The sequence below is a fragment of the Streptomyces sp. NPDC028928 genome (assembly GCF_055564915.1).
The window spans coordinates 172,480-195,747 of sequence record NZ_JBVHVI010000007.1; the positions used below are offsets into that span (position 1 = coordinate 172,480).

General features: G+C 72.9%; 21 protein-coding genes and 1 pseudogene. 7 read left to right on the forward strand and 15 right to left on the reverse strand.

Annotation, left to right across the window (positions count from 1 at the left end; genetic code table 11):
* Window positions 1-73: 73 nt before the first annotated feature.
* Window positions 74-2,011 (reverse strand): N-acetylmuramoyl-L-alanine amidase, encoded by a 1,938-nt coding sequence (locus ACZ4U1_RS18640; protein ID WP_467904438.1) that lies wholly within the window; start codon window positions 2,009-2,011, stop codon window positions 74-76.
* Window positions 2,012-2,273: 262 nt separating this feature from the next.
* Window positions 2,274-3,803, reverse strand: coding sequence for a M1 family metallopeptidase (locus ACZ4U1_RS18645; RefSeq protein WP_467904439.1), 1,530 nt, complete (start codon window positions 3,801-3,803; stop codon window positions 2,274-2,276).
* A gap of 147 nt (window positions 3,804-3,950) precedes the next feature.
* On the opposite strand from ACZ4U1_RS18645, the gene ACZ4U1_RS18650 reads away from it, so the two are divergent.
* A complete protein-coding gene (locus ACZ4U1_RS18650; RefSeq protein ID WP_467904440.1) occupies window positions 3,951-5,561 on the forward strand; it encodes a peptide-N4-asparagine amidase in 1,611 nt (536 codons plus the stop codon).
* Between the two features lie 97 nt (window positions 5,562-5,658).
* Here ACZ4U1_RS18650 and ACZ4U1_RS18655 read toward each other — a convergent pair whose 3' ends face one another.
* Entirely contained in the window at window positions 5,659-6,108 is a 450-nt protein-coding gene (locus tag ACZ4U1_RS18655) for a MarR family winged helix-turn-helix transcriptional regulator (protein WP_467904441.1), read from the reverse strand.
* A gap of 114 nt (window positions 6,109-6,222) precedes the next feature.
* Between ACZ4U1_RS18655 and ACZ4U1_RS18660 the strand changes: the two genes are divergently transcribed.
* Window positions 6,223-8,025 (forward strand): ABC transporter ATP-binding protein, encoded by a 1,803-nt coding sequence (locus ACZ4U1_RS18660; RefSeq protein WP_467904443.1) that lies wholly within the window; start codon window positions 6,223-6,225, stop codon window positions 8,023-8,025.
* Between the two features lie 43 nt (window positions 8,026-8,068).
* Window positions 8,069-8,965, forward strand: coding sequence for an endolytic transglycosylase MltG (gene mltG / locus ACZ4U1_RS18665; protein ID WP_467904444.1), 897 nt, complete (start codon window positions 8,069-8,071; stop codon window positions 8,963-8,965).
* Between the two features lie 12 nt (window positions 8,966-8,977).
* On the opposite strand, the gene ACZ4U1_RS18670 is transcribed toward mltG, so the two are convergent.
* From ACZ4U1_RS18670 to ACZ4U1_RS18690, 5 genes are all read right to left on the reverse strand, one after another.
* Window positions 8,978-10,093 (reverse strand): NAD(P)-binding domain-containing protein, encoded by a 1,116-nt coding sequence (locus tag ACZ4U1_RS18670; RefSeq protein WP_467904446.1) that lies wholly within the window; start codon window positions 10,091-10,093, stop codon window positions 8,978-8,980.
* A 42-nt stretch (window positions 10,094-10,135) separates the two neighbouring features.
* On the reverse strand, window positions 10,136-11,143 hold the full coding sequence (locus ACZ4U1_RS18675; RefSeq protein ID WP_467904448.1) for an ABC transporter substrate-binding protein: 1,008 nt from the start codon (window positions 11,141-11,143) through the stop codon (window positions 10,136-10,138).
* Window positions 11,144-11,173: 30 nt separating this feature from the next.
* The gene (locus ACZ4U1_RS18680; protein WP_467904449.1) at window positions 11,174-11,911 is read right to left on the reverse strand and encodes an ABC transporter ATP-binding protein; all 738 of its coding nucleotides are present in this window, start codon (window positions 11,909-11,911) and stop codon (window positions 11,174-11,176) included.
* Complete coding sequence (locus ACZ4U1_RS18685) at window positions 11,884-12,783, reverse strand: ABC transporter permease (protein ID WP_467904450.1); 900 nt, start codon at window positions 12,781-12,783, stop codon at window positions 11,884-11,886. Before ACZ4U1_RS18685 ends, ACZ4U1_RS18680 begins: the two co-directional genes overlap by 28 nt.
* 127 nt (window positions 12,784-12,910) lie before the next feature.
* Window positions 12,911-12,994 (reverse strand): putative leader peptide, encoded by an 84-nt coding sequence (locus tag ACZ4U1_RS18690; protein WP_311737185.1) that lies wholly within the window; start codon window positions 12,992-12,994, stop codon window positions 12,911-12,913.
* Between the two features lie 122 nt (window positions 12,995-13,116).
* Here ACZ4U1_RS18690 and ACZ4U1_RS18695 point away from each other — a divergent pair, with 122 nt between their 5' ends.
* Window positions 13,117-13,539: a secondary thiamine-phosphate synthase enzyme YjbQ gene (locus ACZ4U1_RS18695; RefSeq protein ID WP_189300831.1), complete on the forward strand. Its 423-nt coding sequence runs from the start codon at window positions 13,117-13,119 to the stop codon at window positions 13,537-13,539.
* Between the two features lie 51 nt (window positions 13,540-13,590).
* Here ACZ4U1_RS18695 and ACZ4U1_RS18700 read toward each other — a convergent pair whose 3' ends face one another.
* Both ACZ4U1_RS18700 and ACZ4U1_RS18705 read right to left on the reverse strand, forming a co-directional pair.
* Window positions 13,591-14,406: a helix-turn-helix transcriptional regulator gene (locus ACZ4U1_RS18700; protein WP_467904451.1), complete on the reverse strand. Its 816-nt coding sequence runs from the start codon at window positions 14,404-14,406 to the stop codon at window positions 13,591-13,593.
* A 269-nt stretch (window positions 14,407-14,675) separates the two neighbouring features.
* A complete protein-coding gene (locus tag ACZ4U1_RS18705; RefSeq protein WP_467904452.1) occupies window positions 14,676-15,074 on the reverse strand; it encodes a DUF5997 family protein in 399 nt (132 codons plus the stop codon).
* 58 nt (window positions 15,075-15,132) lie between these two features.
* Between ACZ4U1_RS18705 and ACZ4U1_RS18710 the strand changes: the two genes are divergently transcribed.
* On the forward strand, window positions 15,133-15,915 hold the full coding sequence (locus tag ACZ4U1_RS18710) for a LysR family substrate-binding domain-containing protein (protein ID WP_467904453.1): 783 nt from the start codon (window positions 15,133-15,135) through the stop codon (window positions 15,913-15,915).
* Between the two features lie 16 nt (window positions 15,916-15,931).
* Here the strand turns inward: ACZ4U1_RS18710 and ACZ4U1_RS18715 are convergent, their stop codons facing one another.
* The 4 genes and pseudogenes from ACZ4U1_RS18715 to ACZ4U1_RS18730 form a co-directional block, all read right to left on the reverse strand.
* Window positions 15,932-17,425 carry an MFS transporter gene (locus tag ACZ4U1_RS18715; RefSeq protein ID WP_467904454.1) on the reverse strand — a complete coding sequence of 498 codons (1,494 nt, stop codon included), beginning with the start codon at window positions 17,423-17,425 and terminating at the stop codon, window positions 15,932-15,934.
* 115 nt (window positions 17,426-17,540) lie between these two features.
* A pseudogene (locus tag ACZ4U1_RS18720) lies at window positions 17,541-17,807 on the reverse strand (hypothetical protein); the annotation flags it as partial.
* A gap of 30 nt (window positions 17,808-17,837) precedes the next feature.
* Window positions 17,838-18,527 carry an HAD family hydrolase gene (locus ACZ4U1_RS18725; protein ID WP_467904455.1) on the reverse strand — a complete coding sequence of 230 codons (690 nt, stop codon included), beginning with the start codon at window positions 18,525-18,527 and terminating at the stop codon, window positions 17,838-17,840.
* Window positions 18,528-18,547: 20 nt separating this feature from the next.
* Window positions 18,548-19,024: an Lrp/AsnC family transcriptional regulator gene (locus tag ACZ4U1_RS18730; RefSeq protein ID WP_189300821.1), complete on the reverse strand. Its 477-nt coding sequence runs from the start codon at window positions 19,022-19,024 to the stop codon at window positions 18,548-18,550.
* A 238-nt stretch (window positions 19,025-19,262) separates the two neighbouring features.
* Here ACZ4U1_RS18730 and ACZ4U1_RS18735 point away from each other — a divergent pair, with 238 nt between their 5' ends.
* Together ACZ4U1_RS18735 and ACZ4U1_RS18740 are read left to right on the forward strand one after the other, a co-directional pair.
* Entirely contained in the window at window positions 19,263-20,753 is a 1,491-nt protein-coding gene (locus ACZ4U1_RS18735; RefSeq protein ID WP_467904457.1) for an FUSC family protein, read from the forward strand.
* Between the two features lie 446 nt (window positions 20,754-21,199).
* Window positions 21,200-22,237 carry a lactonase family protein gene (locus tag ACZ4U1_RS18740; protein WP_467904459.1) on the forward strand — a complete coding sequence of 346 codons (1,038 nt, stop codon included), beginning with the start codon at window positions 21,200-21,202 and terminating at the stop codon, window positions 22,235-22,237.
* A gap of 96 nt (window positions 22,238-22,333) precedes the next feature.
* Here the strand turns inward: ACZ4U1_RS18740 and ACZ4U1_RS18745 are convergent, their stop codons facing one another.
* The gene (locus ACZ4U1_RS18745; RefSeq protein WP_467904460.1) at window positions 22,334-23,260 is read right to left on the reverse strand and encodes a sirohydrochlorin chelatase; all 927 of its coding nucleotides are present in this window, start codon (window positions 23,258-23,260) and stop codon (window positions 22,334-22,336) included.
* Window positions 23,261-23,268 lie beyond the last annotated feature (8 nt).

The following is a 23,268-nucleotide window of genomic DNA, read 5'->3' on the forward strand; positions in this document are numbered from 1 at the left end:
CCCCGGCCACCGCGAGGTCACCGCCATGCCACCGTCCGTCCGGTTCAGCCTGGAGCCCCGGCGCCCGCGGAGGTCACCGACCGGCCCCGTCTCCCGGCGCGCCCGCGGCGGCGGACGAGTTCACCACGTCCACGTCGCTGGCCCGGACGTACGCGAGCCGGTGGCCGAACTGGATCTCGTAGTACCGTTCCCGGCCCCACACCACCGGGTTGGGCGTGTCGCTGAACGACTTGGCGGTGTAGGAACTGCCGACGCCGGCCTGCGTCACGTACCGCTGGCCCGCCAGGAGGTTGTAGGGCAGCGGTGACTCGGTCGGCTCGTCCACGTCGTCCGGGTAGGCCTCCTCCTCCGGAAGGGCTCGCCCGTACACCGGGATCTCGTCCAGGCCTTCCTTGGGCGTCACCATGCGCCCGGCCGCACCGACGGCCGTCGGCTTCTTCGCGGGGTTCTTGAACCAGGCCTTCCGCCCCTGGAACCAGATCGCCGTCCAGTCGCCGCTGCGGTCGGCGACGGCGAAGGTCTGACCGGCGGAGACGCGCGATCCGAGGTCGTTGACGTCCTGGGTGGAATCCTCGCCGTCCGGCTTGCGGCCCGGGTCCTGGATCAGCGGGGCCTTCTCGTCCGGTTCGGTGTACAGCCGGACGGCGCTGGAGCCGTGCGGCCGACACGGTGAACCACTGCCGGTGCAGCCCGTGAACGCCGGTTTGTGCGTGGTGTAGTCCGGCAGGATGGTCACCATGTCGCTGTCGGGTCCCGCCGTCGCGCGCAGCGGCGCGCCGAGGAGGTCGAAATAGTGCCGCCAGTCCCAGAAGGGGCCGGGGTCGTCGTGCATGTCGGGGATGGTGTCGGCGGTCGGGGCCGGCACGTTGTCATGGCCGAAGATGTGCTGCCGGTCGAGCGGAATGGAGTACTTCTTCGCCAGGTACTTCACCAGCCGCGCCGACGCCCGGTACATCTGTTCCGTGTACCAGGTCCCCGGGTGGGTGAGGAACCCCTCGTGCTCGATGCCGATCGAGCGGGCGTTCACGAACTGGCTGCCGGAGTGCCAGGCCTCGTCCTTGGTCCTGACGTGCTGGGTGACGTGGCCGTCGCTGGAGCGGATCGAGTAGTGCCACGAGGACTCCGTCGGATCCTGCACCGTCTGGAGCATGCTCGGCAGCTCCGCCTCGGTGTCGTGGATGACGATGTACTCGATCGGCTGGTCCCTGGGCCGGTCGGCGAGGTCGTGATTGCCGTACGAGCTGTCGTCGATCTCCTCGTACGGCGCACCGAGCCAGTCACAGGCCAGTTCGGCGGGGCACTCCGCCAGCTTCGACCGCTGCGGATTCTGCTGGCCGGCGGTGCGGGGGTGCGGCCGCACCCGGGGGCTGGCGGGGAGAGAGACGTCCTGGCCCTCGGCGGTGGTGCGGTGCGCTCCCCGGCGGATCACGGAGAAGACGTCGTCGGCGTACGCGGCGGCTGACGTGACGTCACGGGTGCCCGGGAAGCGTGCCACCGCCTCCCACCAGTCCGCCGGGTCGGCGCTGAGGGGCTTGCCGAGCCGCCGTTGCGTTTCGGCCAGGATGGCCGCTCCACCGCGTACGTTGGCGACGGCGTCCGTGCGCAGGCGCCCGGCAGGGGCCTCGATCAGGCGTGCCGCGTGCTGCAGGTCCGCGGGCTGTACGGCACGGCGGGCCGGCGCGGTCGCGCCGGCGGGGCCCCCCGCCGTGCCCGTGCGCGGCCGGTCGTGTCCGCCGAGCGGTGGCTGCGGGGCGGACGTGGGGGCTGCCGCCTTGACGCGGTCGGTGTCCACCAGGTGCATCGGCCCGAAGCCGCCCGAGACGCTGGGCGCCCCCGGGTGGGTGTCCCAGCGCGACTGCATGTAGGAGACGCTCATGAGCACACTGCGCGGCACCTGGAACTCGCGCGCGGCGTTGGTGAAGGCGTCCTGCAGACGCCGGTCCGCCGCCTCGTCGGCGCCGGACATCGGGAGGATCAGCAGCGGCGGCAGCAGAGCCGCCCCGGCGATCACACAAGCCGTGCGGCGGCACCTCCGGATGGCACCGGGGACATGTGCAGAAACATTTCTTCTCATCGCAGAGGCTCTCCCAACCACGCTCGATCGCAACCAGGGGCAAAGGAGTTGCCCGTGGCGCCACCCCTTGTACGTTTCCGTGCCCCGAGCGCCGTGTCGTGGCGAGCGTCACCGGGGTGGACCAGCGGCCCCGCAGAGGCCACCCGGTCGGCGGCAGTGACTCGGCTGCCTGGGGCAACCACGCGCGACCGGGTACGGCTCAGTCCTCCACCGGGTCCACCTGCCAGTCGGGGTGGCCCGGCATGGGCGGGGTGTGCGGGCCGTACAGCCACGGTTTCAGAAACGGCGTCAGGTCCTCGCCCGCGACCCGGGAAGCGAGCGCGACGAAGTCCCGGGTGCCGGCCGCGCGGCCCCGGTACTCGGTCACCCAGGCCCGCTCGATCCGCTCGAAGGTCTCCTCGCCGACCTTCTCCCGCAGGGCGAACAGCACCAGCGCCGAACCGTCGTACCGCATCACCCTGAAGAGCGTCTCCTCGGTGGGCTCGGCGGGTGCCCCTTCGTCGTGCCGCCACTGGTCGTGCTGCTCGTACGCGTCCCGCATCGCGGACTCCAGGCTCACGCCGCCGTGCTCGTCGGAGTACAACCGTTCGTACAAACGGGCGTGACCCTCGCTCAGCCACAGGTCGGACCAGCGGCGGATGGCGACGCTGTCACCCGTCCAATGGTGCGTCAGCTCGTGGACGAGGTTGCGTTCGGCGGCGACCCGGTCGCCCAGCAGATCGTCGCGCGGTACGACGGAGAGCGACTGGGTCTCCAGGGCCACCGGCAGGTCGGTGTTCCCGACCAGCACGCCGTAGCGGCGGAACGGGTACGGGCCGAGCCGCCGTTCCAGCCAGGCCAGATGGTCCGGGGTCAGCGAGCGGTACTCCTCGGTGTCCGTGACCAGGTCGTCGGGGACCACGTCCCGGACGGGCAGCCCGCGCGGGCCGCTGCTGTCGACGAACGTGAACCTCCCGATCGCCAGCTGGACCAGCTGTGCGGCGATCGGCTGCTCGGAGTCGTACGTCCACCGGGTGCGGCCGTCGGGTCGCCGGACGGTGGAGACGAGCCGGCCGTTGGCCACCGCGCTGAGCCCCGGCGGGGTGGTGATGCGGAACGTGACCGGTGCCCGCAGGCTCGGGTGGTCGTTGGCCGGGAAGATCATCTTGGCTCCGTCGGGCTGCGCGCAGACCATGGTGCCGTCGGCGGTCGGGACCCAGCCGTAGTCCTGGATCGCGTCGTCGCGGTGCCGGCCCTGGGCCGGGTCGGCGGTGTAGGCGACGCGCACGGTGAAGGTGCTGCCGCGGGGGATCGGCCGCGGGGGAGTGACGACGAGTTCGTCCCCGTCGCGGCGGGTGGTGGCCGGTGTGCCGTCGACGGTGACGCGGTGCAGCGCGTTGCCCGCGAAGTCGAGGTCGAAGCGGGACAGGGCCTGCGTGGCGGTGGCGCTGATGGTGGCACCGGCCTCGAAGGGCGTCCGTGGTGCCCGCCAGTCGAAGTCCAGTGTGTAACGGCGGACGGTGTAGCCGCCGTTGCCGGCGAGCGGCATGAGCGGGTCGCCGATGCCGGGTGCGCCGGGGGCCGGGGCCGGGTCCGACGAGGCGGCCGGACCGGGCGCGGGCGAGCCGTCGGTTCCGTGCGGCAGCAGGCCCGCGACGAGGGCGGCACCGGTCACCGCGCCCGTTCCACCGAGGGCGAGGGCGAGTGTGCGGGCCGCGCGACGGGAGAGGGACCCCTTTGCGATCTCCATGAGCGCACTATGCCATTAAGGTCCGCTTATATCATCAAATGTTCTGTCTCTGGGTGCTCGCCCTGTACTGCGCGACGGCCGTACGCATCGCGCCGATCTTCCGAGGCGTCATTGCGGGACGGCCCGTCTCCCCGTAGAACACCGGCCATGAGAAGACGGATGGTCATGTCCATGCTCGCTGGAGCAACCCTCCTGGTGAGCGCGCTCTTCGGCACGGGGACGCCGACGGCCCGAGCCGCCGAGGTACCGGCCGAGTTCGGCACCGACTGGCACGACCCGCTGACCGCGGCCCCGCCCGTCGACCGGCCGCACACCACGTCCTGCCAGGTCACCCTCGCCGACGCACAGTTCCGCGATTTCACGCCCTACCGGGGCGCGTACGCGCCGCCCAAGGGCTGCGGCGAGCGCTGGAGCAAGGTGGTCCTGCGCCTGGACGGCAAGGTGAAGGGCCGTCAGTACGACCGGCTCGGCTATCTGCACGTCGGCGGGGTCGAGATCCTGCGCACTTCCACGCCGGAACCCTCACCCGACGGCATCGAGTGGCACGTCGAGAAGGACGTCACCCGCTACAGCGACGCCTTCCGCCGCTCCCAGGGCGTGGAGATGCTGATCGGCAACGTGGTGGACGACACGTACACCGGTGTCATCGACGTCCACGTCACCCTCACCTTCTACGCCGGCCGCCCCGCGACGCCCGCCCCCGACCGCGTGCTCACCCTCGCCGACACGCCCGCCGGTACGACGCTGACCACCCCGCGCAACAGCGAACGGATCGTCGCCGAGGTGTACGCGACCGGTTCGGGCGGCGGCTGCGAGGAGTTCTGGTACCTGACCGTGGCCGACCCGGCGCCGTACTCCTGCAAGGCCGACCGCGGCCCGTACCGCGAGGTGCAGATCAGCGTCGACGGCCGGCTCGCCGGCATCGCCGCGCCGTTCCCGCACGTGTGGACGGGCGGCTGGTCCAACCCGTTCCTGTGGTACGTCCTCCCGGCCCCGCGCGCGTTCGACGTCCGGCCCGTCGAGTACGACCTCACGCCCTTCGCCGGTCTCCTCAACGACGGGCGCCCGCACCGTGTCGAGGTGTCCGTCGCCGGGGTGCCCGCGGGGCAGTCGGGCTGGAGCACCCCGGTGAACGTCCTGGTCTGGCAGGATCCGCACCGCGCCCACGTCCCCGGCGCGCTCACCGAGGACAAGGCGACCGATCTCGCCAACTCCTCCGCCTTCACGCCCGGTGCGGACAACCGGGTGCACACCGAGGCGGGGCACCGGCTCACCGTCTCCGGATACCTCGACACCTCGCACGGGCGCGTGACCACCACCGTCACCCGCACGCTCGCCAACACCTCCGACCACCGCTGGACCGACGGCGAGAACACGGACGGACTCGACGCGAGCTGGACCGACGCCGAGACGGTCAGGACCGCCGGCCACGGCCCCGCGCGGACGACGCGGACGCACCGCACGTACACCATGAACGGCGCCGTCACCCTGGGCTCGGACGACCGGCTGCGCACCGTGCTGACCCTCGGCGACCGGGCGCAGACGGTGACCCGCGAGGGCGGCCGGCGCACCGCGTGGTCGCGGCTGGACGACACCTACAGCGGCGACGCGGCGTACACGAGCAACGTCCCGCGCGACCAGCGGCACGCGGTCGGCACCTCGACCGAGCGCTATCGCCTCCTCGGCTCGGACGGCTGCTACGACCGTGCGCTGACCACGGTTCAGGGGGTGCTGACGGAGGACCGCAGTCGCTGCTGAGAGCGGCGGCGGGGCGCGAACCCGCCGCCGTGGGCGGTGTACGGCCCCTGCTCCGTCCTTGGGGCAGCAGCCGTGGGGGTCTGTGGCCGTGGCCCGTTCAGCAGCGCTGGGCGGCGTCCCCGTCGATCAGGGTGTCCAGCAGCACGCCGAGCACCTCGCGCTCCTTCTCCGTCAGCGGCGCCAGTATCTCCTCGGCCGCGGAGCGGCGGGCGCCGCGCAGTTCGCGCAGGGCGGCGTGGCCCTCGTCCGTCAGCTCGATCCGGGTCACGCGCCGGTTCGCCGGGTCCGCCACCCGCCGCACCTTCCCGCTCGCCTCCAGCCCGTCGACCAGCGTCGTCACCGCCCGGGGCACGACCTCCAGGCGCTCGGCCAGGTCGGCCATGCGCGGAGGCGAGGCGTAGTGCGCGAGGGTGCGCAGCAGCCGGGACTGGGCCGGGGTGACGCCCAGGTCGCGCTCTTCCAGATGGCGCTTCTGGATGCGGTGCACCCGGCGGGTGAGCCGTAGCAACTGCTCGGCGAGCAGGCCGTCGGGATCGGGGGTGGTCATGCGGGAACAATATCAGGATGCCGTTCATTGTGAGTATAGGTAACAATGAGCTACGATCCGTTCCGCCATCGCCGGCCGGCCCCTGACCGGCGCCCGTCCCTCCCGTAGGAGCCCATGCACCCCGACCGTGAACCCTCCTGGACCCCGCCTGCCGACGCCGGCGAACAGCCCCGGCAGGTGCGCCGCATCCTGCGGCTCTTCCGTCCCTACCGCGGGCGGCTCGCGATCGTCGGCCTGCTCGTCGGCGCCTCGTCGCTGGTCTCGGTGGCCACGCCGTTCCTGCTCAAGGAGACGCTCGACGTCGCGATCCCGCAGGGCCGCACCGGCCTGCTGAGCCTGCTCGCGCTCGGCATGATCCTCAGCGCCGTCCTGTCGAGCGTCTTCGGTGTGCTGCAGACCCTGATCTCGACGACCGTCGGCCAGCGGGTCATGCACGACCTGCGCACCGCGGTCTACGGCCGGCTGCAGCGCATGTCCCTGGCCTTCTTCACCCGCACCCGCACCGGCGAGGTGCAGTCCCGCATCGCCAACGACATCGGCGGCATGCAGGCCACCGTCACCTCCACCGCCACCTCCCTGGTGTCCAACGCCACCAGCGTGGTCGCCACCATCGTCGCGATGATCGCCCTGGACTGGCGGCTGACCATCGTCTCGCTGCTCCTGCTGCCGGTCTTCGTCTGGATCAGCCGCCGCGTCGGCAACGAACGCAAGAAGATCACCACCCAGCGGCAGAAGCAGATGGCCGCGATGGCGGCCACGGTCACCGAGTCGCTCTCGGTCAGCGGCATCCTGCTCGGCCGCACCATGGGCCGCGCCGACTCGCTGACCGCGTCCTTCGCCCAGGAGTCCGAGCGCCTGGTCGACCTGGAGGTCAGATCGAGCATGGCCGGGCGCTGGCGCATGGCCGTGATCACGATCGTCATGGCCGCGATGCCCGCCGTCATCTACTGGACGGCCGGCCTCGCCCTCCGGTTCGGCGGCCCCGAGGTCTCCCTCGGCACCATCGTCGCCTTCGTCTCGCTCCAGCAGGGCCTGTTCCGCCCGGCCGTGAGCCTGCTCGCGACCGGCGTCCAGATCCAGACCTCGCTGGCGCTCTTCCAGCGCATCTTCGAGTACCTGGACCTGCCCGTCGACATCACCGAGCGTGAGCGGCCGGTCCGCCTCGACCGGATCAAGGGCGAAGTCCGCTTCGAAGACGTCGAGTTCCGCTACGACGACAAGGGCGGCCCCGTCCTCGACGGCGTCGACCTCACCGTGCCGGCCGGCGGCAGCCTCGCCGTCGTCGGTCCGACCGGCGCCGGCAAGTCCACGCTCGGCTATCTGGTGCCCCGCCTGTACGACGTCACCGGCGGCCGGGTCACGCTGGACGGAGTCGACGTCCGCGACCTCGACTTCGACACTCTCGTGCGCGCGGTCGGCGTCGTCTCCCAGGAGACGTACCTCTTCCACGCCTCGGTCGCCGACAACCTGCGCTTCGCCAAGCCGGACGCCACCGACGAGGAACTGCACGCGGCGGCCGAGGCGGCGCAGATCCACGACCACATAGCCGCCCTGCCCGACGGCTACGACACGGTCGTGGGCGAACGCGGCCACCGCTTCTCCGGCGGCGAGAAGCAGCGGCTGGCGATAGCCCGCACCATCCTGCGGGACCCGCCCGTCCTCATCCTGGACGAGGCGACCAGCGCCCTCGACACCCGCACGGAAGCAGCCGTCCAGCAGGCCATCGACGCGCTGTCGGCCGACCGTACGACGATCACCATCGCCCACCGCCTGTCCACCGTCCGCGGCGCCGACCAGATCGTGGTGCTGGACTCCGGACGCGTCGCCGAACGCGGCACGCACGAGGAACTCCTGGAGCGGGACGGCCGGTACGCGGCCCTGGTGCGCCGGGACGCGCAACTGCAACCGACAAACTGAACATATGCCGGGTTTATGACGATATGCGTATTACCGTGCCCGCATGCAGACGAACACTCCGTCACGGAGCAGAATCCGACTGACGCGCCGGGGCAGACTTGCCGTCCTCGTGACCGGCGCCGTCGTGGCCGGCACCGCCGTGGCGGTGCCGCTGCTGACGCTGGGGGCCGGCCGCGAGCAGGCGAAGCCCGCCCTGCTGGTCATCCCGGAGGGCTGGCGCGCGAACCAGATCTACGACGCGATCGACAAGGCCCTCGCACTGCCACCGGGCAGCACCCGCAAATCCCTCGACAAGGCCGCCCTGAAACTGCCGAACGAGGCCGGGGGCAACCCCGAGGGATATCTCTTCCCGGCGACGTATCCCGTCCGGAAAGGAGCGACACCCGAATCCCTGCTGCAGCTCATGGTCGACACCGCGGAGAAGAAGTTCCACGGCGCTCCCGTCGCGGCCGGCGCCCAGCGCAACGCGATGAACGTCTACCAGGCCGTCACCGTCGCCAGCATCGTCCAGGCCGAGGCCTCGACGAAGGCGGACATGGGCAAGGTCGCCCGGGTCATCTTCAACCGGCTGAACAGCGGAATGCCGCTGCAGATGGACTCGACCATCCACTACGCGCTGAACCGCGACACCATCCACACCAGCCAGAGCGACACCCAGGTCGAGAGCCCGTACAACTCCTACCAGCGCATGGGTCTGCCGCCGACACCGATCGACAGCCCCGGCGAGGACGCGATGCACGCCGCGCTCAACCCGACGCCGGGCGACTGGCTGTACTTCGTCACGGTGGCGCCCGGGGACACCCGCTTCACCGCGAACTACAACGAGCACCTGCGGAACGTGGCCGAGTTCAACGCCCTGCACCAGGGCGCGGCGACGGCCCAGCCGAGCGGCAGCCCGCTGGGATCGTCCCCCGCCTCCCCGGAACCGTCGGGCAACTGAGCCGACGGGACCTCATGCGGCGACCGGCTCCTGGGCGAGCAGCCGCCTGATGTCCCGGACGGCCGAGCGCCCGGCCCGGTTGGCCCCGATGGTGCTGGCCGAGGGTCCGTAGCCGACCAGGTGGATCCGTGGATCGGCGACCGCGCGGGTGCCCTCCACCCGGATGCCGCCGCCCCGTTCGCGCAGCCGCAGCGGAGCGAGATGGTCGAGCGCGGCCCGGAACCCGGTCGCCCACAGGATCACGTCGGCGGCCACCCGCCGGCCTCCCCCGAGTGCTCCGCTTCGCTCGGACGAGGGGGACACCCCTCGCCACTCCACGCCGTCCGGGACGATCCGGTCGAACATCGGCTGCGGAGCCAGCACCCCGTCCGCGAGACCCTGCCGGACGGCGTCGTTCAGGGGCAGTCCGGTGACCGAGACCACACTGCGCGGCGGCAGTCCCTGGCGCACCCGCTCCTCCACCAGCGCGACGGCCGCACGGCCCGCCTCCTGGTCGAACGGTCCCTCGCGGAAGACGGGGGGCCGCCGGGTGACCCAGGTGGTCTCGGCGGCGTAGGGGGCCAGCTCCAGCAGGTGCTGGGTGCCGGAGGCGCCACCGCCCACGACCACGACCCGCTGCCCGGCGAACTCCTCGGGACCGGCGTACTGCGCGGTGTGCAACTGGCGCCCGCGGAAGGTCTCCTGGCCCGGGTAACGCGGCCAGAACGGCCGGTCCCAGGTGCCGGTCGCGTTGATCAGCGCCCGCGTGGACCAGGTGCCGTCGGACGTCTCCACCAGCAGCCGCCCCCCGGCGCCCTCGCGCACCGCGCGCACGTCCACCGGGCGCCGTACCCGCAGGTCGAAGGTGCGCTCGTACCGGTCGAAGTACTCCCGGACGACCTCGGCCGAGGGGCGCGCCGGGTCGGCGTCGGTCAGCTCCATGCCGGGCAGCGCGTGCATCCCGTGCACCTTGCCGAAGGTCAGCGAGGGCCACCGGAACTGCCAGGCGCCGCCCGGCCCGGGGGAGTGGTCGAGGACCACGATGTCGCGGTCCGGCTCGAAGCCGGTGCGCCGCAGGTGGTAGGCGGCGGCCAGACCGGCCTGACCGGCACCGATGACGACAACCTCGACCTCACGGACTTCGTTCACGCCTCAACCAACAATGAGCCGTGTGCGGATCTTCCCGGCCGCTCAGCCCTTGGCCGGGGTCGTCGACGGCGGCAGGTCGCCGTTGTACCGCCGGTCCACGAAGTCGGCGAAGTCCACTTTCTCCGGGATGAGCTTCAGCTCGGTGAACGCGTCGGCGATCTGCTGCTCCGAGGCGACCAGCGGTGTGTCGACGGCGACCGGGACTCGGGTGGCATTCGTGCGCTTCACGGAGGCCAGAGCCACCTCGTACGGCAGCCCGGTGTCCTTCGCCCACACCTTGGCCCACTCCTCCTGGTGGTCGTACACCCAGGCCGTGGCCCGTCGCAGCCGCGCCAGGTAGTCCTTGACGGCGGCGGCCTTCTTCGGGTCCTTCAGCGCGGCGGGCGCGGCGACCTGGAAGGTGAGGCCGTTGGTGATGCCGTCGCCGGTGGTGAGGACCCGGCCCTGCCGGGCCTGGAGGATCTGCGAGGTGTACGGGTCCCAGACCGCCCACGCGTCGACCTTGCCCGAGGTGAACGCGGCGAGCGCGTCGGCAGGCTGGAGGTACTCGACCTCGACGTCGGACAGGCGCAGCCCGGCCGCCTTGAGCGAGGCGACCAGCTGGTAGTGCGCGGAGGAACCCTGCGCGACGGCGACGGACCTGCCCTTGAGCTGCTGAGGCCTGGTCAGCTTCGAGCCCTTGGGGACGAGAATGGCGTCGCCCTTGGAGGTACCGTGCCAGGCGGCCACCACGGTGATCTTCGAGCCGGCGCCGGCCGCGAAGACCGGCGGGGTGTTGCCGACCCCGCCGATGTCGACGGCCCGTGCGTTCACGGCCTCCAGCAGCGGCGGGCCGGAGGTGAAGGTCGACCACTTGATCTTGTAGTGCAGGTTCTTCAGTTCTCCGGCCGCGCGCAGGATCGCCTCCGAACCGCCCTTCTGGTCACCGACGTCGAGGGTGACCGAGCCCGTGCCGTCGGTGCCGGTACTGGCGGAGGAGTTGCCGCCGCAGGCGGTGAGCAGGAGGGCGAAGGGCAGGAGCAGCGCGGCGGGGACGAGGCGTCGTCGCATGACGGTTCCGTTCGTGTGCGGGGTGGGTGTTCAGGCGGCTGCGGCGGCGGTGTCGACGCCGAGCCGTTCGAGCAGTCGGGCGCGCAGGGCGGCGAACCGGGGGTCGGTGATCTCGCGCGGCCGGTCCAGGTCGACGGGCTGCTCGTGGGCGATCCGGCCGCCGTCCATCACCAGGACGCGGTCGGCGAGCAGCACCGCCTCCTCGACGTCGTGGGTGACCAGCAGCACCGCGCAGCCCCGGCGCTGCCACAGCTCCCCGACCAGACGCTGGGCCCTGATCCGGGTCAGGGCGTCGAGGGCACCGAACGGTTCGTCCAGCAGCAGCAGATCGGGCTCGCGGACCAGTGCACGGGCGAGGGAGGCGCGCTGGGCCTCGCCGCCGGAGAGGGTCTTCGGCCAGGCGTCGACGCGGTGACCGAGACCGACCTCGTCCAACGCCCGCTCCGCGCGGGCCCGTTCCGGCCTCCCCGGCAGCCCCAGCAGCACATTGCGCCACACCTTCTTCCACGGCATGAGCCGGGGTGCCTGGAAGGCGACGGCCCGGCGGCGCGGGACCAGGGCCGTGCCCTCGATGTCCCGGTCCAGGCCCGCGAGGATGCGCAGCAGGGTCGACTTGCCGCAGCCGCTGCGCCCGAGCAGGGCGACGAACTCGCCGGGCGCGATGTCGAGTCGGAGGTCGTCGATGACCGCGCGGCCGTCGAAGGAGCGGGTCAGCCCCTCGACACGGACCACGGGGCCGGTCACCGGCCGGTGAACGTCGGTCGCCATTGCAGCAGCAGCCTTTCGAGGGAGCGGACGATGAAATCGGCGAGCAGACCGAGGAAGGCGTAGACGATCAGGCAGACCACGATCACGTCGGTCCGCAGGAAGTCCCGCGCCTGCACCATCAGGAAGCCGATGCCGGCGTCGGCGTTGACCTGCTCGGCGAAGACAAGCGCCAGCCAGGCGATGCCGAGCGAGTACCGCAGCCCGGTCAGCGCCCCGGGCAGCGCGCCCGGCAGCACCACATGCCGGACCAGCCCCCATCGGGACAGTCCCAACGACTCACCGGCCTCGATGAGTTGGGCGTCCACACCGCGGATGCCGGCGTAGACGTTGAGGTAGAGCGGGAAGGTCACTCCGAGGGTGATGATCGCGATCTTCGGGGCCTCGCCGATCCCGAACCAGATGATGAACAGCGGGATGAGGCCGACGAACGGCACCGTCCGCAGCATCTGCACCGGCGCGTCCACCAGGTCCTCACCGATCCGGAACAGCCCTGAGAGCAGGGCGAGTCCGGTGCCGGTCACCGTGCCGACCAGCAGTCCGAGAGCGACGCGCTGGAGGGAGGTGCCCATGGCCGACGGCAGTGAACCGTCGGCGATCAGATCCCAGCCGACCCGCGCGATCCGGCCCGGCGAGGCGAGCACGTCGGCCGCCAGCACCCCGGTGCCGCTGAGGAGTTGCCACAGGGCCAGGAGCAGCAGCGGTCCGGTGGTCCGGCGCAGCCAGCGGGGGATCCGGGTGCGGCGGGTGGAGGCGGGGACGAGGGGCTGGAGGTCGGGGGGTGTGGGTCCGGGCGGGCGCGCGCCTGCGGTCCGCCCGGATATACCGGAAATATCCGGCTTCAGGGAGTTGGGTGGGGCATGGTTGATGCTCATGATGTGCTCCCGCTATGTCATGCCTAGTTCAAGGAACGGCACAAGAGAGGGCATACGGGTAGGCCGGAAGAGAAACCGGCAGAGCCCGCGAAAGAAAAAAGAAGAGGGGAAGGAGGGGGGAGGGGCGTCAGCAGCCGCGGCGACACGCGGCGGAGGTCACCCGCAGCAGGTCGATGTGACCGCGCGTGGTGAGCAGGGCTGAACGCAACATGCGGCTGAACGTAGCCAGATGGAAGCACGCTGGTCAACGGTGTCTCGTCTGATGGACCACCCGTATCGGACAACGCGGGCGCCACGGGGTGTGGAAACCGGCGTATGGGTCAGGATGGGGGCATGTCCGATGCCTTCACCACACGCATGCTGCACGTCTCCACCGGCACCCGGGAACGCGTCGTCGACCTCACCACCGACTGCGAGGACTTCCTGCGGGAGGCGGCGGCCGGCCGCGACGGCCTGCTCAACATCTTCGTCCCGCACGCCACCGCCGGCATCGCCGTCATCGAGACGGGTGCCGGCAGCGACGACGACCTCCTCGCGGCGCTGCACACGCTGCTCCCCGCCGACGACCGCTGGCAGCACCGGCACGGCAGCCCCGGTCACGGCCGCGACCACGTCCTGCCCGCCATCGTCCCGCCGCACGCGACCCTCCCGGTGATCGGCGGACGCCTGGAACTGGGCACCTGGCAGTCGGTGTGTCTGGTGGACACCAACAAGGACAACCCCGACCGCCGGGTCCGGTTGAGCTTCCTGGGCTGAGCCGCGCCGACCGGGCCGACAGAACGGCCGACCAGGCCGACGGAACAACCATCACGAAGGGCCGGCCCAGGCGGCCTCCGCCGGACCCGGCGACGGCACCAGGCCGAGGCGCTGGGCGCGCAGTACCGTGCCGACGCGGTCGCGGGTGCCCAGCTTGCGGTAGATGTTCTCGACGTGCTTGTGCACCGTGCGCACCGAGATGCCGAGGCGGCGGCCGATCGCGTCGGCGGTGAGCGCGTCGGTGAGCAGCAGCAGGACGGCGGTCTCGCGCGGGGTCAGCGCGCAGTCCGCCGCCCGCTGGTCCGGAGCCCGGGCCGGACCCAGCGCCCGCCGCCACTCCTCCAGCAGACGGCGTTGCCGCTCGACCGCCGCCAGCAGCGGCTGGGCGCGCTCGGCCATCACCACCTGGTCGTCGGTGAAGTCCGTACCGGCGCGGTACACCAGGCACCCCGTGATCGGCTCGGCGCTCCCCGGGAGCGGCACCCCCAGCGCATGGTCGACGTCCAGCACCTCGCGGAGCAGGCGGGCCGTCGGGCTGCCCGGCCAGGTACGGCCCACCGCCCGCAGCGCGGTGACCGGCGTACGGTCGGCTCCGGGCCCGTAGTGACCGGCGAACGGATACCCCGCGCGCAGCAGGCCCAGGTCGGCGTCCCCGAGCCGGCTCAGCTCCGCGGCGGCCGCGTCGGGCACCGTGCCCAGCGTGCCCCTGCTCTCGTTCCAGTCGTCCAGCTTGTGGATGACCGCCTCACCGCCGCACACCTCGGCCAGCGTGCCGGCCAGCATCGGCCACAGCCGCTCGGGTTCCCGTTCGTGCAGCGCCGCCACGGCGACGGCCATCATGCGCTCGTAGGCCTTGTCCAGCCGCACGAGTTCCTCCGGTTGCCTTGCGTACCCGTCCTCCCCCGTCCGCGTACGTAGTTGTACGCATACCCCCGCCGTCCCCCGCTGTCGCACACTTCAACCGGCGACACCGGCCTGGTCGGACCAGCGTGTCCGACGGGCCGCCGGCACGGGGGAACGGCGGCCCGTCCGGTGTCGCCGGCGCGCCTCTCTCCCCGAGGGACTCGGCGGACCCGCCGGAGAACCGACAACGCCCCCCGGGCGGAGCCGGAGGGCGTCGGGACAGGCCGGAAGGATCAGCCGCGCTCGGCGCCGCTCTCCTTCTCCTTCTTCAGGTTCTTCAGCCGCACGGCCTCCTTGCGGACCTCGGCCTGGGTGGCGCGCTCCTTCTCCAGCCACTCGGGCTGCTCCTGCTTGAGCGCCTCGATCTGCTCGGTGGTCAGCGCCTCGGTGACACCGCCACGGGCCAGGCCGGCGATGGACACGCCCAGCTTGGCGGCCACCACCGGACGCGGGTGGGGACCGTTGGCCCGCAGCTCCCGCAGCCACTCCGGCGGGTTGGCCTGCAGCTCGTTCAGCTCGGCGCGCGACACCACACCCTCCTGGAAGGAGGCGGGGGTGGCGGGGAGGTACACACCCAGCTTCTTCGCCGCGGTCGCGGGCTTCATCGTCTGGGTGCTCTGCTGCGACTTCATGACGTCAAGGGTATCGGCCGCGTGCGGGAGACCCGACCACGGCCGGTAACCTGGCCTGGTGACAGGCTCGGAGGATTCACCGTCGTTCCGGCTCGCGTACGTTCCCGGGGTGACGCCCGCCAAGTGGGTGAAGACCTGGAACGAGCGCCTGCCCGACATCCCGCTCACCCTCGTCCAGGTCCCGGCCGCCGAGGCGCCCGAGGCGCTGCGCGCGGGCGAGGCCGACGCGGGCCTCGTGCGGCTGCCGGTCGACCGTACGTTCTTCAGCGCGATCCCGCTGTACACCGAGACCACGGTGGTGGTCGTTCCCAAGGATCACCTGATCACGGCGGCGGAGGAGGTCACCCTGGCCGACCTCGCCGACGAGGTGCTCTTCCATCCCCTGGACGACGTCTTCGACTGGGACGCCCCGCCGGGTGAACCGGCCTTCGAGCGGCCCGCCACCACCGCGGACGCCATCGAGCTGGTGGCGGCGAACGTCGGCCTGCTGATCGTGCCCCAGTCCCTGGCCCGCCTGCACCACCGCCGGGACCTCACCTACCGCCCGGTCGTCGACGCGCCCCAGTCGAGCGTCGCCCTGTCCTGGCCGGAGGAGGCCACCACCGATCTGGTGGAGGACTTCATCGGCATCGTCCGAGGACGCACGGTCAACAGCACCAGGGGTCGTACCACCGCGCCGTCACAGGCCAAGCCGGCGCAGGGCACGTCGCAGAACAAGTCGTCGGCGAAGTCGCAGGGCAGGACGTCCGGGAAACCGGCCGGCCGCACGGCACGCGCCCGCACGGGCGGCGGCAAGTCCGCCAAGCCCGCCCAGCGGGGCAAGCCGCGCCGGAGGTCCTGAGCCCGGACGCTCAGGTTCAGGGCCGGACCGTCTCTTCGGCGCCGCCCTCTCCCGCACCGCGCCCGACCGCCTCCCCGGCCCTCTCGGGCTCGGGACGGATCTGCCGTTCCCGCAGGTCGGCGACCGCCAGCACGAGGGCGACCACGATGATGCCGACCGCGGAGAGCAGCCCGAGCTGCATCGCCGTGTCGGTGCGGCCGTGATTGGCGAGGTGGGCGAAGTACACCGAGCCCACCACCGCGATCCCGGCCGCCGAACCGACCCGCTGCCCCGTCTGCAGCACGCCCCCGGCCGCGCCCGCACGGTTCACCGGGACCCGGGTGAGGGTGAGCGTGGTGTTCGGGGAGACCGTCAGGCCGGACCCGATGCCGCCGACGAGCAGCGGAAGCGCCGACGCCCAGCCCAGGTTCGGCCCCGGCACCAGCTCCACCGCCGCCATCACCCCGAGCAGCCCCAGCGCCACCCCGCCGAGACCGATGACGACCAGCTTCCGGCCGAATCGCACCACCAGCCGGCCGCCGGCCGCCGCCCCGACCGCCGAGGCCGCCGCGAACGGCAGGACGGTCAGACCCGAGGCCAGCGCGCTGTAGCCCACGCCGTTCTGCAGGTACAGGGCGTACAGGAAGAAGACGGTGGTGAAGCCCGCGAAGTAGGTGAGGCTGATCAGCGCGCCGAGGGTGAAGGACCGCAGGGAGAACAGCCCCAGGTCCACCAGCGGAGCGCGTCCCAGCACCCCCATCCGTTTCTCCCACGCCCAGAACGAGCCCAGCAGCACCAGGGCCAGCGGCAGCAGCGCCCACTTCTCCCGTCCGGGCCACTGCTGCTCCTGCACCAGGGGCAGCATCAGCGCGAAGACGCCCGAGCCGAGGAGCAGTACCCCGAACAGGTCGAACTCCTCGTGCTTGCCCGCCGCCGGGTAGCGGGGCAGCAGCCGGAGCCCGGCGGCGAAGGCGGCCACGCCGATGGGCAGGTTGACGAAGAACACCCAGCGCCAGCCGTCGTCGGTGCCGACGGCGTCGATCAGCAGCCCGCCCGCGAGCGGGCCCGCCGCCGTCGACACCCCGATGACCGTGCCGAGCACCCCGAAGGCCTTGGCCCGCTCGGCGCCCGGGAACATCTGCTGGATCAGCCCCGAGGTCTGCGGCGCGACCATGCCCGCCGCCGTGCCCTGGATCAGCCGGAACACCACCAGCCAGCCGGGGCCGGCCGCGAGCCCGCAGGCCAGCGAGGCCACCGTGAACAGGGCGAGCCCGAACAGGAAGGCCTGGCGCCGGCCGCGCATGTCGCCCAGTCGGCCCGCTGGGACCAGCGCGAGCCCGAAGGTGAGGGCGTACCCGGAGACCACCCATGACTGGACCGCCTCGGAGGCCCCCAGCCCGCGCTCCAGCGAGGGCAGCGCGACGTTCACGATCGAGGTGTCGAGGAGCGAGATGAAACCCGCCGCCAGACAGACCCCGAGCGCCTTCCACCGCCGCGCGTCGGGCGCGGGTGGGGCCTGGACTGTGCTCATGGGGTCACGCTATGCAGTCGTGGCCACACGCGCACGCGGAGCCACGATGCGTCACCCGCCGGAGCGCGCCTCCGCCGTCACCTGCCGGAACGGCTCCTTCACCGCCCCGGGCCGCTCACGCGACGCAGCACGCCCGCCGTGCCGTACGGACCACCGTGTCGCCCTCCGCACGTCCGAGCCGTCCCTCGGCGACCCAGGCGTCCACCATCTTGCCCACGTGAGCGACCAGGGCGGCCTTGCTCCGGAAGGGTGCACCCGCCCACACCGCGTCGAGCAGCGTGGTCCCGTCCGGGCGGGCCGAATTGACGACGCCGGAGCCGAGGCCGCCGAACACCACCCGGGGTTCGCTGCGCCGGACGTACGCGTGGGTCGGGTCCTCGGTGTGCCCTCCAGGAAGGGGGTAAGGAGTTGCTCAGCGGGCCGTGTCCCGCAGCCACGCGTACGCCGACCGTGCCGTGAACTCGGCCTGGCCGCCCCGCAGCAGCAGCGACGCGGTGGTGAACTCGGGGGCGTCGGCCTGGGCGGGGACGTACGGGACGGCCACGCACCGCATGCCCGCCGCGTGGGCGGCGGCCGCGCCCGGGGCCGCGTCCTCCAGGACCACGCAGTCGGCCGGGTCCGCGCCGAGCCGGCGGGCCGCCTCCAGGAAGACGTCCGGAGCGGGCTTGCCGTGGGGGACCTCGTCGGCCGAGACCACCGTGCCGAGGTGGGCGGCCAGGCCGGTGCCCGCCAGGATCGCCTCGATGGCCTCCGGGGAGGAGCCCGAGGCCACCGCCATCGGCACCTTCTCGGCGGCCAGCAGCTCCACGAACGCCCGCATCTCCGGGTACGCGCGCGTGTGGGCGCGGGCCAGCTCCAGATAGCGGCGGTTCGTCGCGGCCAGCAGCTCCGCCGCCGGGGCGCGCAGGCCGTAGCGCTCCCGCCAGATCGCCACCGCCTCGCGGGTGCTGATGCCGACGTAGCCCTCATGGTCCGCCCAGGTGAACCCGGGGACGCCGTGCTCGGCCAGGACCTGCCGGCTCGCCTCGTAGTAGTTCGGCTCGCTGTCCACCAGCGTTCCGTCGAGATCGAAGATGACCGAGAGGATGCCGAGATCGCTCATGGCGTTCAGGATGCCAAGCGTCAGGCGCGAGCTGCCCGGCCGACCGACTCGACCAGCGGCAGCAGCCGGTACGGGACGCGCTCGCGCAGCGCCACCTCGGTGCGGGTGCGCACCACGCCCGGAAGGCTGATCAGCTTCTGGATCACGTCCTCGAGATGCGCGTTGTCCCGGCCCACCACCCGCGCGAGCAGGTCCCCGCCACCGGTGATCGAGAAGGCCTCCACGATCTCCGGTACGGCGGCCAGCGCGTCCCCCACGTCGTCCAGATGGCCCTGGGTGACCTCGATGTGCACGAACGCCAGCACCGGGTGGCCCAGCGCGGCGGGGGAGAGGGAGGGGCCCGTACCGGTGATGACGCCGTCCCGTTCCATCCGGTCCAGCCGGGCCTGGAGCGTGCCGCGGGCCACACCGAGGATGCGGGCGTACTCGCGCACGCTGGTGCGCGGCTGCTCCAGGAGCAGCCGCAGGATGCGGGTGTCGAGTTCGTCCACGGCCATGATGTACGACTGTACCAATGGCTCAGCAGCCCCTGAGCGCCGTCTGCCGTCCGACCTGGTCCGTTGGCATTCCGGCGGGTGTGCGTGCCGGGTTCATGCTGAGCCAATGGCCCAGCAATTTCAGGTCCACTTGAGCCAGTTACCTCGGTGATGCTCTCATGGACGTGTCGATGGCGCTGCGGATCCCCGCGGCGCCTTTTCTGTGCCGGTGTACCCATGTACCCAGGGGAGGGCAGCAGTGCTGAAGAGGATGTTCGTGGCTCCGGACCCAGGGCGGGCGCGGTTGCGCTTCGCCGCGCGGGCCGTCCTCGGCATCGGACTGGCGGTCGTGGTCTGCGGACTCGCCGGACATTCCCTCGCCGGTGCGGTCACCGGCGGCCTCGCCGCGCTGCTCGCCCTGTTCACCGTCACCGACCCGACCGTGCGCGGGCAGGCGGTCACCACCGCCCTGCTGCCCGCCGTGGGCGTGCCGGTGCTGGCCGCCGCGGCCGAGCTGCACGACCACCCCGTCGCCCGCGACCTCACCTTCCTGGCCGTCGTCGGCGCCGGCGTCTACGCCCGCCGGTGGGGCCCGCGCGGGCACAGCCTCGGTGTGTTCGCCTTCATGACCTTCTTCGTGGCCCAGTTCCTGCACGCCACCCCGGGCCAACTGCCCGAGCTGTACGCCGCCGTGCTGCTCTCCGTGCTCACCGCGGCCGTCGTCCGCTTCGGCCTGTGGTGCTACGAGCGCCGGCTGCCCCCGCCCGCCGTACCCGCCCCGCCCGCCGCGACCGGGCTGCTGCGCGTGACCACCCGGCAGGCGGTCCAGGCGACCGCGGGCGCCGGGTTCGCGCTCGTCGTGGGCCAGCTGGTGTCGGGGCAGCGCTGGTACTGGGCCGTCGGCGCCACCTGGTGGATCTTCGTCAACACCGCCTCGCGCGGCGAGACGCTGATCCGCGGCTTCCGCCGGGTCCTCGGCACCGTGATCGGCATCTGCCTGGGCTTCCTCGTCGCCGTCCCCGTGCACGGCGCGCCCGTCCCGACGGCCGTCCTCGTCGCGGCCGCCGTCTTCGGCATCTTCTACACGGCCGCCGTCTCCTACACCTGGATGATGCTCTGCGTGACCCTGCTCGCCGAGCTGCTCTACGGCCTCCTCGGCGTCCTGAGCCCCGGACTGCTCGCGCTGCGGCTCGCCGAGACCGGCGTCGGCGCGGTCGGCGCCGCCCTCGCCGTCCTGTTCGTGCTGCCGGTCACCACGCACGCCACCACCGACGCCTGGATCCAGCGCGCCCTGCGCTGCGTGCACGCCTGCACGGCCGAGGCCGCCGCCCGCCTGGCCGGCTCCGCAACCGCCGACCCCGCGCCGCGCGTGGCCGAGCTGGAGCAGCTGCTCGGCCGGGTCCGGCTGTCGGTGGCCCCGCTGGTGCACCCGCTGAACCCGATGCCGGCGCGCAAGGCGCGGGCCCGCCGGGTCCTGGAGCTGCTCGACGACTGCGCCCGCGAGATCCGGGGCCTGGTCGCGGTCGCCGCCGACCCCGAGGCCTCCCACGACGCCCGCCTCGCCGCCGCCTGCTGGCGCGTGGAGGCCGCCGTCGAGGCCCTCACCGCGGGCCGCGCCGAACCCCTCCAGCGCCCCGCCGAACCGCCCGCCGAACCCGCCCTCGCCCATCTGCACGGCCTGGAGCGCGCCCTCGCCGACCTCGCGGAACCGCTGCGGACGCCGTCCGGTTCGCGGATGGTCGGCGCCTGAGCGGCGGAGCAGACGGGAACGGGGCGACCGGAGCGGCGCGCAGGGGCGGCGCGCGCTCCGGGAGAGGCCGGCGGGGAGGGCGGCGCGCGTACCGGGAGGGGCTGGTGGGCAGGGCAGCGCGCGTACCGGCGGAGGGGCCGGTGGGGAGAGCGGCGCGGCGGACCCGCGCCGGCGTACCGCAGCGCGGGGCGGCGCGCGGGCCACGGCCGCACGGCGGGGGCCACCTCGACGCTCGGTCGGCTCCGGCCCGCGTCTCCCGCGCGCGGCCGTCACCGGGCTGGACGCGGCCGCTGACCCGGGTCACACCGGTGCGGTACGCCCGCATGCGCCGGTTTGGGCAACGAACGTCCCCGCTCACCCCCGCACCCTTGGTCTAGACCGCTCCTGATCGACTGCTACCGTCGGCCCCGGACCGGCTCCACGGGCTCGACCGAGAGGGGACAGCGGTGGCACAGGACGGCAGGGCGGGCAGGCGCCGGGCGTTCATCGGATCGTTCACGGCGGCGGGCGGCCCCGGACTGGTGACCGCGGAGGTCGGCCCGGACACCGGCGCCCTCACCCTCGTCTCCGCCGTCCAGGACCTGCCCGACCCCTCCTACCTGGCCCTCTCGCCGGACGGGCACACCCTCTATGCGGTCAGCGAGACCGCCGAGGGCGCCGTAGCCGCCTACCGCGTCACCGGTGACCGGCCCGAACCCGCCGGCGCGCCCGTCCCGGTGGCCGGCAGCAGCCCCACCCACCTCGGCCTGTACGCCGGGCACGTACTGACCGCCAACTACGGCTGCGGCAGCGTCACCGCCATCCCCGTGCGCCCGGACGGCGCCCTCGCCGGCACGCCCTCCGGACGGCTCCAGCACACCGGCTCCGGCCCGCACGACCGGCGTCAGCGGGGCCCGCACGCCCACCAGGTACAGGCCGACCCCAGCGGCCGCTGGGCCGTCAGCGTCGATCTCGGCACGGACTCGGTGCGGGTGTGCACCCTCGAAGGCGGCAGCCCCGCCGTGCACCGCGAGATCGCCCTGCGCCCCGGCTCCGGCCCGCGCCATCTGGCCTTCCATCCCGACGGCACGCACGCCTACGTGGTCAACGAACTGACCCCCACGGTCACGGTGTGCCGCTGGGACGCCGCGGGCGGCTCCCTCAAGCCGCTCACCGAGGTCCCCGTGCTGCCCGGCGCACCCGTCGGCGACGCCTACCCCTCGGGGATCGTCGTCTCACCCGACGGCCGCTTCGTGTGGACCGCCACCCGCGGCGAGGACGTGCTCTCGGTGCTCGCCGTCGAGACGGACGGGCTCCGGCTCAGCGGCACCGTACCCTGCGGCGGACACTGGCCGCGCGCGCTGGCCCAGCACGACGGCTTCCTCTACGCGGCCAACGAACGCTCCGGTGACGTGTCCTGGTTCGCCGTGGACGAGACGACGGGCATCCCCCGCTACGACGGCTCCGTACGGGTCACCGCGGCCTCCTGCGTCGTCTTCGGCTGACCGCGTGAGGGGGGCTGCCGGGCAAGGCGAAGGGCCCGCCCCGGGCGGGGGCGGGCCCTGTGTCGTACGAATGCCGGGCGCCGGACGCCGCGTGCGTCAGCGGACCGGTGCGCCCTGCGGCTGCGGCGGGGCGATGCCCAGCGCCGTCGTGTACTTGGCGAGCGCGAGCTTGCCGATCGCCGGGTACGCGCCGAGCGCCTCGGCCGTGGAGCAGCCCGCCTCCTCGGCCGCCGCGGCCGGCAGCGCCGGGTCGATCTCCGGGCCGATCAGGTACGGCGCCAGGGCCAGCTGCTGCGAGCCCGACGACCGCAGCTGCTCGGCCACGGAGGCGATGGAGCCCTCCTGGTCCAGGGCCGCGGCCATCACCGGGACGGCCAGGCGCGCGGCGAGCAGCATGCCGGTGATCCCGGCCGCCTGCACCGCCTCCTCGCCGCCCACCGAGGCCAGGATGATGCCGTCCGCGGCGGTCGCCACGGTGAACAGCCGGGCGCGGTCGGCGCGGGCCAGGCCCGCCTCGGACAGCCGCACGTGCAGCGCCTCGGCGAGCAGCGGGTGCGGGCCGAGGACGTCGGTCAGGTCGGCGGCGACCCGGCTGTCCATCACGGACTGACGGATCTGACGCAGCAGCGCGCTGTCCGGACCGGCCAGCAGCGGGACGACGACCGCGACCGGGCCGTCGGGCTCCTTGATTCCCTCGACCCCGGCGGCGACGGCCTGCTCGTACCGGGCGGCGCGCTCGTCGGCGGCACGCGCCAGCACGGAACGCAGCGTGGGGAACTCGGAGTCGTCCCCGTCCAGATACCCGATCCGGGCGTCGAGGCCGGGCAGCTCGGAGCGGGCGATGCTCACGACCTCCTCGGCGAGGCTGCGCGTGGTGGTGCTGGGCACACCGGGCACCGCGAGGACGAGCGCGGGCGCGCCCTCGGGAGCCACCAGCGGTTCCGGGCGGCGGTGCCGTCCGGGCTGGCGGGGTCGCGGCATTCGTACAGGCAGGCCGGACGCGGGTCCAGTGGGGGAGCTCATGGCGCCGC

What these genes read in the sequence shown, in the direction of transcription:
- ACZ4U1_RS18645 (WP_467904439.1), bottom strand. Translation starts at nt 3,803, where the DNA reads ATGGAGATCGCAAAGGGGTCCCTCTCCCGTCGCGCGGCCCGCACACTC.
- ACZ4U1_RS18650 (WP_467904440.1), top strand. Translation starts at nt 3,951, where the DNA reads ATGAGAAGACGGATGGTCATGTCCATGCTCGCTGGAGCAACCCTCCTG.
- ACZ4U1_RS18655 (WP_467904441.1), bottom strand. Translation starts at nt 6,108, where the DNA reads ATGACCACCCCCGATCCCGACGGCCTGCTCGCCGAGCAGTTGCTACGG.
- ACZ4U1_RS18660 (WP_467904443.1), top strand. Translation starts at nt 6,223, where the DNA reads ATGCACCCCGACCGTGAACCCTCCTGGACCCCGCCTGCCGACGCCGGC.
- mltG (WP_467904444.1), top strand. Translation starts at nt 8,069, where the DNA reads ATGCAGACGAACACTCCGTCACGGAGCAGAATCCGACTGACGCGCCGG.
- ACZ4U1_RS18675 (WP_467904448.1), bottom strand. Translation starts at nt 11,143, where the DNA reads ATGCGACGACGCCTCGTCCCCGCCGCGCTGCTCCTGCCCTTCGCCCTC.
- ACZ4U1_RS18680 (WP_467904449.1), bottom strand. Translation starts at nt 11,911, where the DNA reads ATGGCGACCGACGTTCACCGGCCGGTGACCGGCCCCGTGGTCCGTGTC.
- ACZ4U1_RS18685 (WP_467904450.1), bottom strand. Translation starts at nt 12,783, where the DNA reads ATGAGCATCAACCATGCCCCACCCAACTCCCTGAAGCCGGATATTTCC.
- ACZ4U1_RS18690 (WP_311737185.1), bottom strand. Translation starts at nt 12,994, where the DNA reads ATGTTGCGTTCAGCCCTGCTCACCACGCGCGGTCACATCGACCTGCTG.
- ACZ4U1_RS18695 (WP_189300831.1), top strand. Translation starts at nt 13,117, where the DNA reads ATGTCCGATGCCTTCACCACACGCATGCTGCACGTCTCCACCGGCACC.
- ACZ4U1_RS18705 (WP_467904452.1), bottom strand. Translation starts at nt 15,074, where the DNA reads ATGAAGTCGCAGCAGAGCACCCAGACGATGAAGCCCGCGACCGCGGCG.
- ACZ4U1_RS18715 (WP_467904454.1), bottom strand. Translation starts at nt 17,425, where the DNA reads ATGAGCACAGTCCAGGCCCCACCCGCGCCCGACGCGCGGCGGTGGAAG.
- ACZ4U1_RS18725 (WP_467904455.1), bottom strand. Translation starts at nt 18,527, where the DNA reads ATGAGCGATCTCGGCATCCTCTCGGTCATCTTCGATCTCGACGGAACG.
- ACZ4U1_RS18730 (WP_189300821.1), bottom strand. Translation starts at nt 19,024, where the DNA reads ATGGCCGTGGACGAACTCGACACCCGCATCCTGCGGCTGCTCCTGGAG.
- ACZ4U1_RS18745 (WP_467904460.1), bottom strand. Translation starts at nt 23,260, where the DNA reads ATGAGCTCCCCCACTGGACCCGCGTCCGGCCTGCCTGTACGAATGCCG.